Source organism: Sporosarcina koreensis (assembly GCF_000826145.2).
Taxonomy (GTDB): Bacteria; Bacillota; Bacilli; order Bacillales_A; family Planococcaceae; genus Sporosarcina; species Sporosarcina trichiuri.
In genome coordinates this window covers 1,786,584-1,802,712 of the sequence record NZ_LN651337.1, presented here as the reverse complement: position 1 = coordinate 1,802,712, position 16,129 = coordinate 1,786,584, and the positions used below count along the sequence as shown (strand labels likewise).

Genomic DNA, 16,129 nt, shown 5'->3' with positions numbered 1-16,129 from the left:
ATTTTCCCGCTGTAAAGTAGTCATCACAAGGAAATAGACCAGGAAAGAGAGGGAGACCCATGGCGATTGAGATCTTTTGCAGGAAAGAACAGAAATATTTGATCACACGCCGCCAATACGAGCAATTGGTTGACCAGATCGGTCCGAGGATGCGGAACGACAAGAATGGGGTGGAGGGGAAGTATTCCGTCACAAGCCTGTACTTCGACAGTCCGGACAAGACGATCTACTTTGAAACAAAGAACAAGCTGAAGTACCGGCAGAAGCTTCGGCTCCGCGTCTATGATGACACTGATCTGAACAGCACAGCATTTTTCGAATTGAAGCAGAAGCATAAGAAAGTCGTCAACAAACGGCGCATGCTCCTGCCGCTGAAAGAGGCCTACCGGTATTTGTCGGATGAAGGCAAGACGGATCTGTCCGATTATGAGACGTCGAATCGGCAGGTCATGAAGGAGATCGATTATTTCAAGAACTATTACAACCTGAAGCCTGAGATGGTCGTCAGCTACAGCCGGCATGCGCTGCATGGCGTCACTGATCCGGAACTGCGGATCACGTTCGATTTCGACTTGAAATGCAGAAAAGGTGACCTGCATATCGAGCACGGTCCATACGGTGAGCACTTCATCGATCCGGATCTTGTCGTGCTTGAAGTGAAGGTGGATCACGCCGTGCCGCTCTGGCTTGCGCGGGTGCTGCAATCGCTGAACTGCGAGCAGCGCAGTGCCTCGAAGTTCTGCACAAGCATGGAACTGCTGAGCGGGGATGTCCTTCCGCAAAGCGGATTACTGGAACCAAAACAACTGGAAGAACCAACAATTGGGGGAATCGAAGATGGATCAGATCACGAGCTTGTTTACGTCTAATGGAGTGGAAGGGGCGCCGACCCTCTGGATGAGCCTGGCCGCTATGGCGCTGGCGTTCGTCCTCAGTTTGCTCATTACGAAAATCTACCAGATCACCTTTACAGGAGAACGCTATTCTCAGGCATTCGTCCATACGATCATCATGATGAGTGTCGTCGTATCGGTCGTCATGAATGTCGTCAGCGGCAACGCGGGGGTCGCATTCGGGCTGTTCGCCGTCTTCTCGCTCATCCGGTTCCGGAGTGCTGTGACCAATGCGAAAGACATCGCCTATATTTTCTTCGGCCTTTGTGTCGGGATGACAGCTGGTCTGTTCCAATTCCAGCTGGCCATCGTGCTGACCGTGTTCTCCTGCCTGGTCTTCTACTTCATCTACAAAGTGGATTACGGGAAAGGGAAGGATACGCAGCTGCTGAAAGTGACGGTTCCTGAGAACTTGAATCACGAAAATCTTCTCGATGATATTCTGGATGAAAAAACCGATTTCTACCAGCTGCGCCAAGTCGAGACAACCAACCTCGGCACGATGATCCTTTACACGTTTGCCATCCGCAGCAAAACGGACACGAAAGACCAGGTGCTGCTCGATGCGATCCGTGAACGCAACGCCAACTTGAAAGTTTCGCTTTCCTATCTGGAAATGCGCGACTGATCAAAATTCCCGCTCTCAGCCGAGAGACGGGGATTTTTTTCGTTCGTGTTCGACAGAGGGCAGGGAAACTCGTATACTAGAAACAATTCAACGGAATAAATGGAAGAAAGGAGGCTGCCGTGTGACAAAGAAATTATGGTTCCAGACAGGGGTCGCCATTTTGCTGGCACTGCTCATCATCAAGTTCTTCCTGGAAATCAACTATATTTTCGCGCCGGTCGGCATCATTGCAAAGGCGATCATCCTGCCGCTGATTGCAGGCGGAGTCCTGTATTACATGACGGAGCCCATCCAGCGCTTCCTCGAGAAGCGGAAAGTGCCGCGCTGGGGAAGCATCCTCATCATCCTTGTGCTGCTGGCAGGCGCCATCTATGCCTTCTCGGCACTCATCGGTCCGCCGATCGCCAAACAGGTGAACAACCTGATCGACAACGGCCCGAAGATTTCTGCGGAACTCATCCATCTGAAGGACCTGGCACTTGAGCAGAAGGATGATCTGCCGCCGCAAGTGAAAGACTCGCTGAACAGCGCAACGGATAAATTGCAGTCGTATTTACTGAAATTCGGCGGTTGGTTCATCTCCTTCCTGCAATCGTTCGTCCAGGCAATCGTCCTGCTCGTCCTTGTGCCGTTCTTCTTCATCTTCATGCTGAAGGACCATGAGAAACTCGCGCCGAATATCTATAAGTATTTCCACGGCAAGCGCCGTCAGTGGATCAAGAAAACGATCGACGATATCGATCATGTGCTCCGCAGCTACATCCAGGGACAGCTGCTGATCAGCGCCATCCTGGCGACGATCATCCTGGTCGGTTATTGGATCATCGGACTCCAGTATGCACTGCTGATTGCGATTTTCACGCTGTTCATGAACTTGATTCCATTCCTCGGCCCGTGGATTGCTGTAATGCCTGCGATCCTGATCGCCTTTACACAAGACCCGAAAATGGTCATCTGGGTGGCGGTCATCACCCTGGCGGCCAACCAGATCGACAGCAACTTCATTACCCCGAATATTATGGGGAAAACGCTTGATATCCATCCGCTCACCGTTATTACGCTGCTCCTGGCAGCAGGGAATATGGCGGGATTTGTGGGGATCCTTCTGGCGGTGCCTGTATACGCAGTGGCGAAGGTCATCGTCGCAAACATCTATGCAGCCAGACAGGATATCAAGAAAACGGCCACGAAGTCAGTGTGAAGAACGCCTGCATCCATACATACCGGATGCGGGCTTTTTTTATTGTGCCTGCACGTCTGCCTATGTTGCGGAACAGGCGAACGCATAGAGTACGGTGAGGTGGTGAACATGACTCAACCAGTCGACGCAAGACAAGACGCGGTGCAGATCGAGCGCATCGAATGGAGGCGGCGGCAGGCAAAAGCGAGATGGCAGCAGCTCCTGACTGTGGTGTCGCCCGTATTTCTCCTCGCCCTGTGGGAAGTGCTGTCACGGACAGGAGCGATCGACATCCGGTTCTTCCCGCCGCCAACAGCGATTCTCGGGACGTTCTGGGAAATGCTTATGAACGGCGCGATCGCCGAACATGTCGGCGTGTCGCTGTACCGGATCGCCCTCGGATTCCTGGCAGGGGTCATCCCCGGTATTCTGATCGGCCTTCTGATGGGACTCTACAAACCAGTCCGTCACTTCGTATCGCCGCTCGTCATGGCACTCATGCCGATACCGACGCTCGCCCTCCTGCCGATCATCATCATCCTGTTCGGCATCGGAGACGTCTCGAAAGTGGTGACGATTGCAGGCAGCGTCTTCTTTCCTGTTGTCATCAACACGGCTGCAGGCGTGCTCAGCATCGACAAGATCTATCTGGATGTCGCGGACAATTACGGTGCCAGCAAATCACAGTTCTTCTTCAAAATTGCGCTGCCCGGCGCACTTCCCGTCATGCTCGAAGGGATCCAGATGGGGCAGGCGATCGCCTTGCTGACAATCGTCGCCGCTGAAATGATGGGCGCGACGTCCGGGATCGGCTACCTGATCTGGACCTCATACAAAGCATTCCTGCTGCAGAATATGTTTGTCGGTCTCATCATGATTTCGTTTTTCGGATACGTCTTTTCCCTGCTGCTGCGCGGCCTGCAGAAAAAACTGCTGCCTTGGAGGTGACTGAATGCAGTCAAAAATTGAAATCCGCAACTTGACGAAAGTGTTTGTGAAGAAGAACGGGAGTGTGACAGCGCTGCAGGATATTTCGCTGGATGTGGCAGACGGGGAATTCGTCTGTCTCGTCGGCCCGAGCGGCTGTGGTAAGACGACATTGCTCCGTATACTGGCCGGCCTGGAAACACACAGTGCAGGTGAAATCGCCATCCATTCCGAACAGACGGGACGGCCGCTGCAGTCCATGGTATTCCAGGAGAAAGGGATCCTCCCGTGGATGACGGTGAAAGATAATGTGGCATTCGGACTGGAGATGCGGAAAGCCCCGAAACCAGTGATTGCCGAACAGACAGCATATTACCTGGAAAAGACCGGTCTGGCGAAATTCGCCCATCTGTATCCGAGTGAGCTGTCGGGCGGCATGAAGCAGCGGGTCAGTATCGCGCGCGCATTCGCCAATGACCCGGAGATCCTGCTGATGGATGAACCGTTCGCAGCACTCGATGAACAGAACAAATTCATCCTGCAGGAAGAACTGCTGTCCATCTGGTCGGAAACGAAAAAGACAGTGCTGTTCATCACGCACAGTATCGACGAAGCACTCATGCTGAGTGACCGGATTTTACTGATGAGCGCCCAGCCGGGACGGATCATCCAGGAAGTCCGTATCGACCGGCCCCGGCCGCGCAAGATCGAAGAAATCCGGAAAGACCCGGAGCTGGCCGGACAGTTCGTAGAAATCTGGAAACACTTGCAGCAGGAAGTCCAGAAGACGAGAACATGACGAAAGGGGAAGCGTGTGAAGAAGTGGATGAAAGCGGGGGGACTCGCGCTCGTGCTCGGTGCTGCACTCGTCCTTGGGGGATGTACAGGAAAAGAGGAAGAAAAGAAGCCTGCAGCCAAACCGGCTGACCAGACGGAAGAGGGAACTCTCAGCCCGCTCAGCAAGAAGACAAAAGTACTGATTGCCGAAGACGGGGCCGCCTCCGGAGCAGGGTTTTATATCGCGAAAGAACGCGGGTATTTCGATGACTACAATATCGACGTGGAATTCACAGATTTCGCGAACAGCGATGACATGCTGCCGGCACTCGCAGCAGGGGAAGTCTCCATCGCGGGCGGTGTCTCGACAGCGTCATTCTTCAATGCAATCGCACAGGGAATCGATGTGCGGATCGTTGCCGACAAAGGACATAACATGCCTGGCGAATCGTATTTCTCATTCGTCATCGGCAATCATATGAAAGACGTCATCCAGGACTACCCGGATTTCAAAGGGAAGAAGATTGCGGTCTCCTCCCGAAACTCGATAGACGGCTATATTTATGAAGAGATGCTGAAGCATGCGGGACTGACGGAGGATGATGTGGAGTATGTCCATATTGCAGATTTCAGCGCCATGCTCGGGGCACTCGATTCCGGTACGGTGGATGCTGCGCTCAGCATCGAGCCGCTCATCGCGCAGGGAATCGAAAACGGATTCCATCTGCGGTTCGGTGATACGACCGATTATGCACCCGAATCCCAGATCGCGATGGTCCTCGCCTCTCCGCAGTTCATGGAAGACGAGGAATTGTCCCTCCGTTTCATGGCAGCCTATCTGAAAGGCGTCCGTGATTATAACGATGCGTTCTTCGAAGGGGTGGACGAAGAGGAGATCATCGAGATCATGGTGAAGCATACGGCCCTGAAAGATGCCGCCCTGTGGGATAAAGTCTTCGTGACCGGTCTCGACCCTGATGGTAAGATGTTCATCGAAGATATCAAAAAGCAATATGAGACATACAAGGCGAACGGAGCGATCCAGGGGGAGATCGATTTCGATAAAGCGATCGATACGTCCCTTGCAGAAGAAGCGGTCAGCCTGCTTGGCGCCTATGAAGCCGCCCAATAAGAAAAAAGGATCCGAACGGAAAATCCGTTCGGGTCCTTTTTCATGGAATTTCAGAAGCTGCCCGCTTTGCGGCAGCTGCTGTCTGCCAGCTGTGCAGCGACATGCCGAGTATGATGATAGCAGTGCCTGCCAGCGAAACAGGTCCCGGCAATGCCATATGCAGCAGCAGCATTTCACCGAGCATCGCAAACAGGAGCTCGAGTGACTGCGTCGCTTCGACGGCTGCCAGACGGCCCTGGTCGTGCCGGGCGAGGTCCGTCGCCATGAAGAACAAAGTGGTCGCAATGACACCGGAACTGACCCCGACGACGAATGATTGGACGAGCTGGCTCCACGAGGGAAGGCCGACCGTCAGCCAGGCGTACAGCGCCAGCAGGAACCAGACCGGCAGTGTCATGAGCGTCATGCCGAGCACCCGCTGGAACGTATCCAGCGAACCGCCGAGCAGTTCCATCATCTTGCGGTTGCCGAGCGGATAGGCGAATGCGGCCAATACGACAGGCAGTATGCCCAGCAGCAGTGCATCCGCCGGCACGGACCGGGCATGCGGAATCTGGATCAGCACCACGCCGCCGAGAATGACGAGCGAAATAAGAAGGGAGGCAACCGGGATGCGCTGCCGGACTCCGCGTTCCGTGCCATCCGATCCATCCCCTGACAAAAACAGGGGAGCCAGCAGGACTCCTGCAACAATCGTCAATTGCCACGTACCGGCGAGAAGCCAGCCGGGGGCATATCCTGCTGAAAAGGTGAGTGGTCCATAAAACAGCACGAAAGCAACCGTACTCCAGATGAAGAACTGCCAGGGATGACGGCGCATCTCCCGCTGGACGGGCGTAAAGCCGCCCCTCATGGCGACAATAGCGGCCAGAAACGGCACCATGAAGAAATAGCGGAGGGAGGCGCTCCACATCCAGCTGCCGCCTGATAACTCCATGGAACGGTTCAATACGAACGTGACCGCAAAAAACACGGCGGCCAGTACCCCGAGCCAGATCCCTTTCATGCCGTTGCCCTCCTTATGCGCGAGCTTCGTATAACTGGACGGCTTCGACGATCACCTGTGCCGCCTTCTCCATCGTTTCTGCAGAGACGAACTCATAGCGGCCGTGGAAATTTTCACCGCCCGCAAAGATGTTCGGTGTCGGGATGCCCATATAGGAAATCTGTGAGCCGTCCGTGCCGCCCCGGATCGGTTCGATGACCGGTTCGATGCCGAGATTGCTGAAAGCATCTTTGATGATTTCGATGATTTCCATGTGCGGCATGATTTTCTCGCCCATATTATAATATTGGTCTGCGAGCTCGAGCATGACCGCCTCTTCCCCGTAGTCGGACTGCATCTGTGACGCTGTGTCCCGGAACAGCTGCTTGCGCGATTCGAACGTCTCTTTGTCGAAATAGCGGATGATATACTCAAGCTCCGTCTTTTCGACAGATCCCCGGATGTCCATCAGATGGACGAACCCTTCCCGTCCGTCGGTCAGCTCCGGCACTTCCAAAGACGGCATTGCCGCCATGAATTCCTGCGCCCGCAAAATGGAATTCACCATCTTGCCTTTCGCTGTCCCGGGGTGGACGTTGGTGCCGGTGAATGTCACCTTTGCGCCTGCGGCATTGAAGCTTTCGTACTGAAGTTCGCCGAGAGGCCCTCCGTCCATCGTATACGCGAAGTCCGCGCCAAACGCTTTGACATCAAAGTGATTCGGTCCGCTGCCGATCTCTTCGTCTGGTGTGAAAGCGACACGCAGCTTTCCATGCTTCACCTCAGGGTGTGATTGCAGATAGGCCATTGCCGTCATGATTTCCGCAATGCCCGCCTTATCATCTGCACCGAGGAGAGTGGTTCCGTCCGTCGTGATTAGTGTCTGACCCATATAATTCTTCAGCTCTGGGAAACGCTCGGCTGATAGTGTTGTTTGGTCATTCAGAATAAGGTCACTGCCGTCATAGTTGTTGTGGATCTTCGGCTTGACATCCTTACCGGAATAATCGGGAGACGTATCGACATGTGCAAGGAAGCCGATGACAGGCACGTTTTTATCCGAATTGGAAGGAAGTGTCGCAAACAGATATCCATTGTCGTCAAGGGTGATGTCTTCCATATTCAACGCTTCCAACTCGGCTTTGAGTAAATGGAGGAGATCCCACTGGCATTTGGTGGATGGAACAGTCAGGCTTTTTTCATCGGACTGTGTATTGACTTTTGCATAACGGATGAACCGTTCAAGTACTTGCTGTTTCATGGATGTATGAACTCCTTTCGGCTTGGAGGCAGTCCCGGTGCAGCCCTTCCTCAGCGATTGCAGGGACGCCAAAACGGCCGCTGTCCCAGCAGACGGCCTGGCGGGCGGTCAGTGCTGTACAGCGTCCTCTAATTGGTTTGGTACACGAAGTAACGTTTTCAAGTATAACATAATTCGAACAATTTCACGCCATCAGCGTTTCTATGCAACTGTTTCATTGACGAAATACGCGATGGGGTATAGAGTGAAGAGAAAAGGAAGGGGACGGTATAGTGGAATACGATGCAAAGGTCGTGAACCGGCTGAAACGGATCGAAGGACAGATCCGCGGTGTTCTGCGGATGATTGAAGCGGGGGATGATTGCAGGGATGTCGTCACCCAGCTGTCCGCCTCACGTTCTGCGATCGACCGGACGATCGGCGTGATTGTCAGCAGCAACCTGATCGCCTGCATGGAAGGACAGGAACTGTCCGGATCGCCGGAAGACAAAGAGGCACTGGTCAAGGAAGCCGTCGATCTGCTGGTGAAGAGCCGCTGATCGATGGCTCTTTTTTAACCGGGTAAACATTAGAAATCATCTTTACAATTCTCATCGTCTCTTAATTTGCATCTCAGTCTCCTCTCAGACAGCGGGGTTATGATAATAGCATCCCAACAAGATAAGGAGAGGAACAAGATGAAAAAAACATTGATCACAGCAGTAAGCGCACTGATGCTATCCGCAGGAGGTGCCCAGGCGGCGACATTCGCACACGGCCATCAGGCAGACGGGCAGAGTTCGTACTCGCACGTATCGTACAGCCAGCAAGTGAACCAGGACATTACAGGATTCGAGGAATACGCATCAATCGCCTCCGTCATCGATCCATCAAGCTTCACGGTACGCGTAACGGAAAACAATGTTTCCAACCGGGTCATCCTTTTCTCCGACAATTATGGACGTACGCAGTATAAGAGTGTGTTCGTGAAGAAGACAGGTCTTCTGAAAGTCATCAGCCAAAAAGGCGGCGGTGTCCTGCTCCAGACAACAGTGACAGGAAACACAGCAGCTCCGGAAGCGAAACCGGACCAGAAACCCGCACAGCCGGCAAGCACAATCAGCAGCCTGCCTGAGTACAAGACACTTGCTGCGCATGTCGACATGAGCGGTCTGGCACCTGCCGTTGTTTCCGATAACTACAACAACCGCACAATCCTGCTGAAAGATGCGAATGGCCGCGGCCAGTACAAGAGCATCTTCGTAAAACGCACGAACATGCTCAAAATCGTTGATTTGAATGGCGGCCAGATTTTCTACGGTGCTGCCGAGTAATGAATGTCACCTGCATACCGCGTCCAATGACGCCCGGTATGCGGGTTTTTCTATTTGCGGAAGCAGCCGCCTTGAAGAGGATCGGGCACGGCGTTGATTGGCTGAATACGAAACTGTCAAATTATTTTGAGTAACCTGTTGACTTTCTGATTTTACGTGTGTATACTCGTTTCCAAGATGGAAAACTGAATAAGTCACAAACTCTTATCAAGAGCGGCGGAGGGACTAGGCCCTGCGATGCCCGGCAACCGGCAAGCATACCAGCTTGCAAAGGTGCTACTTCCTACAGATCCAGTGATCTGAAAGATAAGGGGAAGTGCCAGCAATGGCGGTCCTCTTCTATTTTCAGAAGGGGGCTTTTTCGTTTTCCCCCACCCGTCCGGTGTGCACAGTTCCATCAAAACTACTTTCCGGAGGTTAGGTATATGACAAATCTTCAACCCGAAACACAGCTGCTTCACGGCGGCCAGCAGCCTGATCCGACAACAGGCTCCCGTGCAGTCCCGATTCATCGGACGACATCGTTCGTATTCAAGGATACGGAGCAGGCAAGAAACTTGTTCGCCCTTCAGGAAGCCGGCAATATCTACACACGGATCACGAATCCGACAGTTGCCGTTTTCGAAGAGCGGATTGCATTGCTGGAAGGCGGTACTGCGGCTGTCGCTTTGTCGTCCGGAATGGCGGCCATCGCCTTCTCCATCCTGAATATCGCGGAAGCGGGGGATGAAATCGTAGCGGCGGCCAATCTGTATGGCGGCACCTATAACCTGTTCGCGACCACGCTGCCGAAATACGGGATCACCGTGAAATTTGTCGACTCGGCCGATCCGGATAACTTCCGGAATGCCATTACGGAAAAGACGAAAGGGATCTTCGCCGAAACGATCGGCAACCCGAGCCTGCAGGTGCTCGATATCGAACGTGTCGCGGACATCGCCCACGAAAACGGCATTCCGTTCCTGATCGATAACACATTTGCGTCCCCATACGGATGCAATCCGATCGAATTCGGAGCGGATGTCGTCATCCATTCGGCAACGAAGTGGATCGGCGGCCACGGCACTACAATCGGCGGCGTTGTCGTCGATGCAGGCAAATTCGATTGGACACAGGGCCGGTTCCCCGGCTTCACGGAACCGGATGAATCCTATCACGGCCTCCGGTACGGCATCGACACGGCAAACGCTGCATTTGCGACGAAACTCCGGGTACAGGGTCTTCGGGATTTCGGGCCCTGCCTCGATCCGGACAGTGCCTTCAACTTCCTCCAGGGACTGGAAACGCTCCATCTGCGGATCCAGCGGCACGGGGAGAATGCACGTCAAGTGGCCGAGTTCCTGTCTTCGCATCCATCTGTCGAATGGGTGACATTCACCGGCCTCGACAGCCATCCGACAGCGGAACAGGCGAAGAAGTATCTGAAGAACGGCGCCGGCTCCATGATCGTCTTCGGGATCAAAGGAGGGCGCGATGCCGGCCGGCGGGTGATCGACAACGTCACGCTGTGGTCTCATGTGGCCAATGTCGGCGATGCAAAGTCGCTCATCATCCATCCGGCCTCGACGACCCACCAGCAGCTCTCTGCGGAAGACTTGAAAAACTCAGGAGTGACTGAAGAACTCATCCGTTTGTCAGTCGGTCTCGAGTCCGTGGATGACATCATTGCCGACCTGAAGCAGGCGATCGAAAAGGCGGCGCCGGTCAGCGTCTGAATAGAAAACACCCGGGTTCCCCATTCGGAACCCGGGTGTTCTTTATTTACGATGATGGTGTCTGTGCGGAAGCGACTCATTGCCGAGCTCCTTGAACAGGGAGTACACCATCAACAGGATGATGAACGAAAACGGCAGTGCCGCAATGATGATCGTATTTTGCAAAGCGTCGAGTCCGCCGACGGACAGCAGTACGAGCGCGATAGAGGACTGCAGCAGCCCCCAGATGATCTTGACGCTGTTCGGCGGCGTCAGCGAACCGTATGTCGACTGCATGCCGAGGACGAATGTCGCCGAGTCCGCCGAGGTGATGAAGAACGAGGCAATCAGCAGTATCGCAAATCCTGAAGTGATAGCAGCCCAGGGAAGCTGGCTGAACATCTGGAAGATGACGATCTCCGTATCCACGGAAGCCAGGTCGAAAGAGCCTGACTTTTGGATTTCGATTGCAGTCGTCCCGAACGCCGCAAACCAGATGAAGCTGAGGAGGCTCGGTGCAAGCAGCACTCCCACCATGAACTCACGGATTGTACGGCCTTTCGAAACACGGGCGATGAACATACTGACGAACGGCGCCCAGGAGATCCACCATGCCCAGTAGAAGATCGTCCATACATCAAGCCACTCGCGGTTGCCTGCATTGAGCGGTGATGTACTCAGGCTTAGGTCTATGAAGTTCGAGAAATAACCGCCGATCGAGTCCGTGAAAATGTTCATGATCAGCAGCGTCGGCCCGAGAATCAGGATGAAGCCGAGAAGCGCCAGTGCGAGAACAAGATTCGTATTGGACAGATACCGGATCCCCTTGCTGAGACCGGACCAGGCGGAAAAGATGAACAGCACGGTGACGACCGAAATGATGATGAACTGGGACCGGATGCCGATCTCGAAGCCGAACAGGTAATGCAGTCCGGCGTTAATTTGGACAGCGCCGAAGCCGAGAGAAGTGGCTACGCCGAAAGACGTTGCAAAGACAGCGAGGACGTCGATGACCGTACCCCAGGGGCCTTTCATTTTATCGCCAAAAATCGGCTTCAGTGTTGAAGAAATTAACCCCGGCTCCTCTTTGCGGAATTGGAAGTAGGCAAGTGCCAGTGCAACAATTCCATACAAAGCCCAGACATGGATACCATAGTGGAAGAAAGTCTGCCGCATCGATTCACGGAAAGCTGCATTCGTCCCAGGTTCAGCGGTTGCCGGATTGACGGCAAAATGGGAGAGCGGTTCAGCTGCCCCGTAGAAGACGAGCCCGATCCCCATTCCGGCGGAGAACAGCATGGCAATCCAGGTGACCGTTGAAAACTGCGGGCGGTCGGAATCTTTGCCGAGACGTATTTTTCCATACGGACTGAAGATGAAGTACACACTGACTGCGACCAGCAGGGTCATCAGCAGCATATAATACCAGCCGAACGACGTCGAGACGAAGGATTTCACGATATTGGTCCCCGCTTCGAAACGATCCGGATCGATGGCACCATATCCGACGGCCAGTACGATGAGCCCGATGGTTATATAGAAGACGTTTGATATTTTTTTCATGGTTCCCCCTTAACGATGTAGTTGTAACAAACAGTTTACCACTATACTATTGATTCTACAGAAGTGCAACCGGTTTGATACACCGCTGGAAAAGCTTCATTCACTCACTTATTCTTTACAGTATTCACAAAACATTGAGCCATCAAACGCGTTAGCAAGCCGTCAGAAAAATAAGTTCGGAAACAGACGAAAAGCCGTCCAGCGTCAGCACACAGCTGCCATCGGACGGCTTTTCAAATCAATCTTCGTCTTTTATATCACGGTCAGGCGGGATCGGTTCGTTCCGCCAGTCATCGATCTGCTGCTTCAGCAGCTTGAGCTGTTCGAAATACAGACTGAACTGATCTTCATTGATGAGCCAGTCGTTTCCATCGTGCACTGCCCGGATTTTTCCGTTCAATACATATCGACGGACCTGTTCCAGCGGCATGCCGAGCTGATCCGCAGTTTCTTCCATAGTGAGATACATACAATCGCCTCTCTCAGATCAGTTTTCCGAGCGGCACCCGTTTGTTCAGTGCTGCCATCAGCGGGATGCCGATTGCCATGACGATGAATTCACTGATCGATAAGTAGCCCCACGTGATCCAGAACGGGAAACCGAGTACAAGCTGCAGCTGCCAGGCGATGATGCCCATTGTGCAGGTGAAGACGGCCGTGCTGATGAACATGCGCGTCACCGGAGCGGAAACCTTTTTCACGAGCAGGATGGTGATACCAAGTGAAAGGGCCGTATGGCCGACGCCGAAGATCAGATCGAGTGGCCCGACTTCCGACAACAGCAGATTCGACACGAATACGCCGATGACGATGCCAGCAAAGTACTTCTTATTGAAGACCACCAGATGGTTGAAGATTTCAGCCAGGCGGAACTGGATGTTGGTAAATCCGAACGGAGCGATGACGATCATGACTGCTACGTACAATGCTCCTACAATACCGCTGACTGCCAGAGTTTTTGTTTTCATATGATGACTGGGCTCCTTAGTTTTTTTGCGTGGGAGGATTTCGAACCACGTATGTTGACCGCTACTCAGTGTACCATCCCGGCGGTGTTTCGTACAGACCGGCAAGCGGCATAATCAACGGTTGTTGGTGATTGGAATAGATATAGTGAACTCCTTTTTCTTCCAGTAAAATCTGCAAGCTATTCAATTCCTTCTATATAATTACCTGTCAGACCGGATAGTCCTTACCATAAGTTAACGTAACGAACAACCCGTCAAATGTTTAAGAAGAGGAGCGGTGGGAATATAACCTGTACGCAACATAAAACATCAAATTTTAGGAGGAATTACACATGGCTGACGATAACAAAAACGGTAAGATGTCACTTGAAGAGGCAGGCAAAAAAGGCGGCGAAGCAACTGCTAAGAATCATGACAAAGAGTTCTACCAGGAAATCGGCAAAAAGGGCGGCGAAGCAACTGCCAATAGCCACGGTAAGGAATTCTACGAAGACATCGGCCACAAAGGCGGCGAAGCCCGTGCGAAGCAGCGCGATGATCAGTGATCTGACAAGATAATATAAAAAATGAACGGCAGGAAGTTTAAAAGAAAAGCTATCGGGAATATAAACGATACGTTACTTATTAATTAAAAAAATTAGGAGGAATTCAAAATGGCAAACGACAACAATAACAACAACGGTAAAATGTCTCTAGAGGAAGCAGGCAAAAAAGGCGGCGAAGCGACAGCGAAGAATCATGATAAAGGATTCTATGAAGAGATCGGTAAAAAGGGCGGCGAAGCCACAGCTAAGAACCATGATAAGGAATTCTATCAGGAGATCGGTGAAAAAGGCGGCGAAGCCACAGCGAAGAATCATGATAAAGAGTTCTATGAAGAGATTGGTAAAAAAGGCGGCGAAGCACGTGCCAACCAGGACACTTCAGGTACAAACAAGATGAGCCAGTCCGAAGCAGGCAAAAAAGGCGGCGAAGCACGCGCCAACCAGCGCGACAACAAGTAATCTCGATACTATACAGATGATACCTCAGTAAAACACAAAAACTATTCATTTTTTGAATGAAAAATAGGAGGAATAACAAATGGCTGAAGAAAAAAACAACGGTAAAATGACGGTAGAAGAAGCAGGTAAAATGGGCGGCGAGAAAACAGCACAAACACATGACAAAGAATTCTACCAGGAAATCGGTAAAAAAGGCGGCGAAGCTACATCTGATAGCCATGGTAAGGAATTCTATGAAGAAATCGGTCAAAAGGGCGGCGAAGCCCGTGCGAACCAGGATACTTCAGGCACAAACAAGATGAGCCAGTCAGAGGCAGGCCGCAAAGGCGGAGAAGCACGCGCCAACCAACGCGACAATAACTGATTGATTGAATGATAAAAACGGTCTGGAATGGCTAATTTCCAGACCGTTTTTTCATGTCCGCTTTTTCGTTCTGTCTGGGATGGCGACTTGTGGATAAGAGCGCTACCCGTTCCACAGGCAGGATCGGAGTAAACAAACACAGTGATGAGCAGACTGTCCTGAAGATATGTCCTGGAAATATTGGATGTAACTGCTCATTTGAAGGAGGGGCTGCAATGGCGCATACTCATGATCATGGTCAAACAGCAAGCCGGAAAGTCCTCTTGTTCAGCTTCCTCATCACTACAGTGTATATGATCATAGAGGCGGCAGGCGGATTTCTTACGAACAGTCTCGCCCTATTATCGGATGCAGGTCATATGCTGAGTGATTCCATATCGCTCGGTGTCGGTGTCCTTGCGTTCACACTGGGTGCAAAATCGGCGGACCCCCAGAAGACGTTCGGCTATCGCCGTTTTGAAATACTGGCTGCTGTCTTCAATGGCACAGCCCTGTTGGCAGTCTCCATAGTTATTTTAGTGGAGGCATTCCGACGTTTTGCGGAACCTCCGGATGTCTCATCAATCGGCATGCTATGGATTGCCATTGCCGGACTTGTCGTCAATCTTCTCGTAGCTTACATTATGCGGAAGGGGGATACGCACGGTAATTTGAATGTACGGGCTGCATTTTTGCATGTGCTCGGCGATCTGTTAGGATCGGTGGGTGCGATACTCGCCGCTTTCCTGATCATGTTTTTCGATTGGAGCTGGGCGGATCCCCTGGCCAGCATCGTCGTGGCGATTTTAGTGTTGATAAGCGGCTGGCGGGTCACCCGGGATGCTGTTCACGTGCTGATGGAAGGGACTCCATCGGAAGTGGATATCCAAGCGGTTGAAAAACAACTCCGTTCGTTTGAGGAAGTGACGGATGTCCATGATTTGCACATCTGGTCCATCTCAAGCGGGTTCAATGCGATCGCATGCCATATCGAAGTCCGCTCTGATTTCACAATGCGCAAGGCGAAGCCCCTGCTGACTGAAATCGAACGACGGCTCGCTGAGGAAAACATTCATCATAGCACCATTCAGTTCGAACCTCCGGCCTATCAACATGTCCTGGATGAGGAAGGGCCGCGTCACTAATTGAAAGGAAATCCCCCGTTTTATTCGAAACGGGGGATTTTGCGACTTTATTTGCGTTTGGAATTTTCTCTTCCCTGCGACTTTCCTGTTTGTCGATTGTGCTTTTTCGCAGCATCATTCTGTCCGATCACATCGAAGTCATCCGGGCTTAAGTCCATGCCAAATCCGAATTCCTCACGGCCCAGCTGCTTCGCTTTGTGCTTTCGCTTTTCCTCTTTTTCCACGTCGCTCACCTCCTCAAAAAAGTATGTGCGGTTTCCGCCAATCCATCCGCCTCCCGTTCTTAAGAATTTCTTCATTATTTCCCTTCTCAATT

The 16,129-nt window shown here is 52.3% G+C and carries 19 protein-coding genes and 2 riboswitches; of the genes, 13 read left to right on the top strand and 6 right to left on the bottom strand.

What is annotated here, in order from left to right; all coding sequences use genetic code 11:
* Nucleotides 1–59: 59 nt before the first annotated feature.
* From BN1190_RS14510 to BN1190_RS14485, 6 genes are all read left to right on the top strand, one after another.
* The gene (locus BN1190_RS14510; RefSeq protein WP_052461908.1) at nt 60–869 is read left to right on the top strand and encodes a polyphosphate polymerase domain-containing protein; all 810 of its coding nucleotides are present in this window, start codon (nt 60–62) and stop codon (nt 867–869) included.
* On the top strand, nt 838–1,521 hold the full coding sequence (locus tag BN1190_RS14505) for a DUF4956 domain-containing protein (RefSeq protein ID WP_052461907.1): 684 nt from the start codon (nt 838–840) through the stop codon (nt 1,519–1,521). The genes BN1190_RS14510 and BN1190_RS14505 overlap by 32 nt, the downstream gene beginning before the upstream one ends.
* Nucleotides 1,522–1,642: 121 nt before the next feature.
* The gene (locus BN1190_RS14500; RefSeq protein WP_040287690.1) at nt 1,643–2,722 is read left to right on the top strand and encodes an AI-2E family transporter; all 1,080 of its coding nucleotides are present in this window, start codon (nt 1,643–1,645) and stop codon (nt 2,720–2,722) included.
* Between the two features lie 108 nt (nt 2,723–2,830).
* Nucleotides 2,831–3,649, top strand: coding sequence for an ABC transporter permease (locus BN1190_RS14495; RefSeq protein ID WP_040287689.1), 819 nt, complete (start codon nt 2,831–2,833; stop codon nt 3,647–3,649).
* A gap of 4 nt (nt 3,650–3,653) precedes the next feature.
* Nucleotides 3,654–4,427, top strand: a complete 774-nt coding sequence (locus tag BN1190_RS14490) for an ABC transporter ATP-binding protein (RefSeq protein ID WP_040287688.1) — start codon at nt 3,654–3,656, stop codon at nt 4,425–4,427.
* A gap of 27 nt (nt 4,428–4,454) precedes the next feature.
* Complete coding sequence (locus BN1190_RS14485; protein WP_052461920.1) at nt 4,455–5,537, top strand: ABC transporter substrate-binding protein; 1,083 nt, start codon at nt 4,455–4,457, stop codon at nt 5,535–5,537.
* A 40-nt stretch (nt 5,538–5,577) separates the two neighbouring features.
* Here the strand turns inward: BN1190_RS14485 and BN1190_RS14480 are convergent, their stop codons facing one another.
* Complete coding sequence (locus tag BN1190_RS14480) at nt 5,578–6,543, bottom strand: DMT family transporter (protein ID WP_040287686.1); 966 nt, start codon at nt 6,541–6,543, stop codon at nt 5,578–5,580.
* A 13-nt stretch (nt 6,544–6,556) separates the two neighbouring features.
* The gene (gene pepT / locus BN1190_RS14475) at nt 6,557–7,783 is read right to left on the bottom strand and encodes a peptidase T (protein ID WP_040287685.1); all 1,227 of its coding nucleotides are present in this window, start codon (nt 7,781–7,783) and stop codon (nt 6,557–6,559) included.
* 272 nt (nt 7,784–8,055) lie between these two features.
* Here pepT and BN1190_RS14470 point away from each other — a divergent pair, with 272 nt between their 5' ends.
* The 3 genes from BN1190_RS14470 (at nt 8,056) to BN1190_RS14460 (ending at nt 10,811) form a co-directional block, all read left to right on the top strand.
* Nucleotides 8,056–8,322 (top strand): metal-sensitive transcriptional regulator, encoded by a 267-nt coding sequence (locus BN1190_RS14470; protein ID WP_040287684.1) that lies wholly within the window; start codon nt 8,056–8,058, stop codon nt 8,320–8,322.
* Between the two features lie 138 nt (nt 8,323–8,460).
* Nucleotides 8,461–9,096: a hypothetical protein gene (locus BN1190_RS14465; protein ID WP_040287683.1), complete on the top strand. Its 636-nt coding sequence runs from the start codon at nt 8,461–8,463 to the stop codon at nt 9,094–9,096.
* A 201-nt stretch (nt 9,097–9,297) separates the two neighbouring features.
* A riboswitch (SAM riboswitch) is annotated at nt 9,298–9,409 on the top strand.
* A 112-nt stretch (nt 9,410–9,521) separates the two neighbouring features.
* Nucleotides 9,522–10,811, top strand: coding sequence for an O-acetylhomoserine aminocarboxypropyltransferase/cysteine synthase family protein (locus BN1190_RS14460; protein WP_040287682.1), 1,290 nt, complete (start codon nt 9,522–9,524; stop codon nt 10,809–10,811).
* A 42-nt stretch (nt 10,812–10,853) separates the two neighbouring features.
* Here the strand turns inward: BN1190_RS14460 and BN1190_RS14455 are convergent, their stop codons facing one another.
* The 3 genes from BN1190_RS14455 to BN1190_RS14445 all read right to left on the bottom strand — a co-directional run bounded on the left by BN1190_RS14455 (nt 10,854) and on the right by BN1190_RS14445 (nt 13,321).
* Nucleotides 10,854–12,353 carry a glycine betaine uptake BCCT transporter gene (locus tag BN1190_RS14455; RefSeq protein ID WP_040287681.1) on the bottom strand — a complete coding sequence of 500 codons (1,500 nt, stop codon included), beginning with the start codon at nt 12,351–12,353 and terminating at the stop codon, nt 10,854–10,856.
* A 238-nt stretch (nt 12,354–12,591) separates the two neighbouring features.
* Nucleotides 12,592–12,822 (bottom strand): excisionase family DNA-binding protein, encoded by a 231-nt coding sequence (locus tag BN1190_RS14450; protein ID WP_040287680.1) that lies wholly within the window; start codon nt 12,820–12,822, stop codon nt 12,592–12,594.
* Between the two features lie 13 nt (nt 12,823–12,835).
* Nucleotides 12,836–13,321, bottom strand: a complete 486-nt coding sequence (locus BN1190_RS14445) for a QueT transporter family protein (protein ID WP_040287679.1) — start codon at nt 13,319–13,321, stop codon at nt 12,836–12,838.
* 10 nt (nt 13,322–13,331) lie between these two features.
* Nucleotides 13,332–13,376, bottom strand: a riboswitch (PreQ1 riboswitch).
* A 277-nt stretch (nt 13,377–13,653) separates the two neighbouring features.
* Here BN1190_RS14445 and BN1190_RS14440 point away from each other — a divergent pair.
* The 4 genes from BN1190_RS14440 (at nt 13,654) to BN1190_RS14425 (ending at nt 15,813) form a co-directional block, all read left to right on the top strand.
* A complete protein-coding gene (locus BN1190_RS14440) occupies nt 13,654–13,866 on the top strand; it encodes a KGG domain-containing protein (RefSeq protein ID WP_040287678.1) in 213 nt (70 codons plus the stop codon).
* 108 nt (nt 13,867–13,974) lie between these two features.
* Nucleotides 13,975–14,325: a KGG domain-containing protein gene (locus BN1190_RS14435; RefSeq protein ID WP_040287677.1), complete on the top strand. Its 351-nt coding sequence runs from the start codon at nt 13,975–13,977 to the stop codon at nt 14,323–14,325.
* Nucleotides 14,326–14,404: 79 nt separating this feature from the next.
* Nucleotides 14,405–14,689, top strand: coding sequence for a KGG domain-containing protein (locus BN1190_RS14430; RefSeq protein ID WP_040287676.1), 285 nt, complete (start codon nt 14,405–14,407; stop codon nt 14,687–14,689).
* Between the two features lie 215 nt (nt 14,690–14,904).
* Nucleotides 14,905–15,813, top strand: a complete 909-nt coding sequence (locus BN1190_RS14425) for a cation diffusion facilitator family transporter (RefSeq protein WP_040287675.1) — start codon at nt 14,905–14,907, stop codon at nt 15,811–15,813.
* Nucleotides 15,814–15,860: 47 nt separating this feature from the next.
* On the opposite strand, the gene BN1190_RS15135 is transcribed toward BN1190_RS14425, so the two are convergent.
* Entirely contained in the window at nt 15,861–16,037 is a 177-nt protein-coding gene (locus BN1190_RS15135; RefSeq protein WP_179860803.1) for a hypothetical protein, read from the bottom strand.
* Between the last annotated feature and the right edge of the window lie 92 nt (nt 16,038–16,129).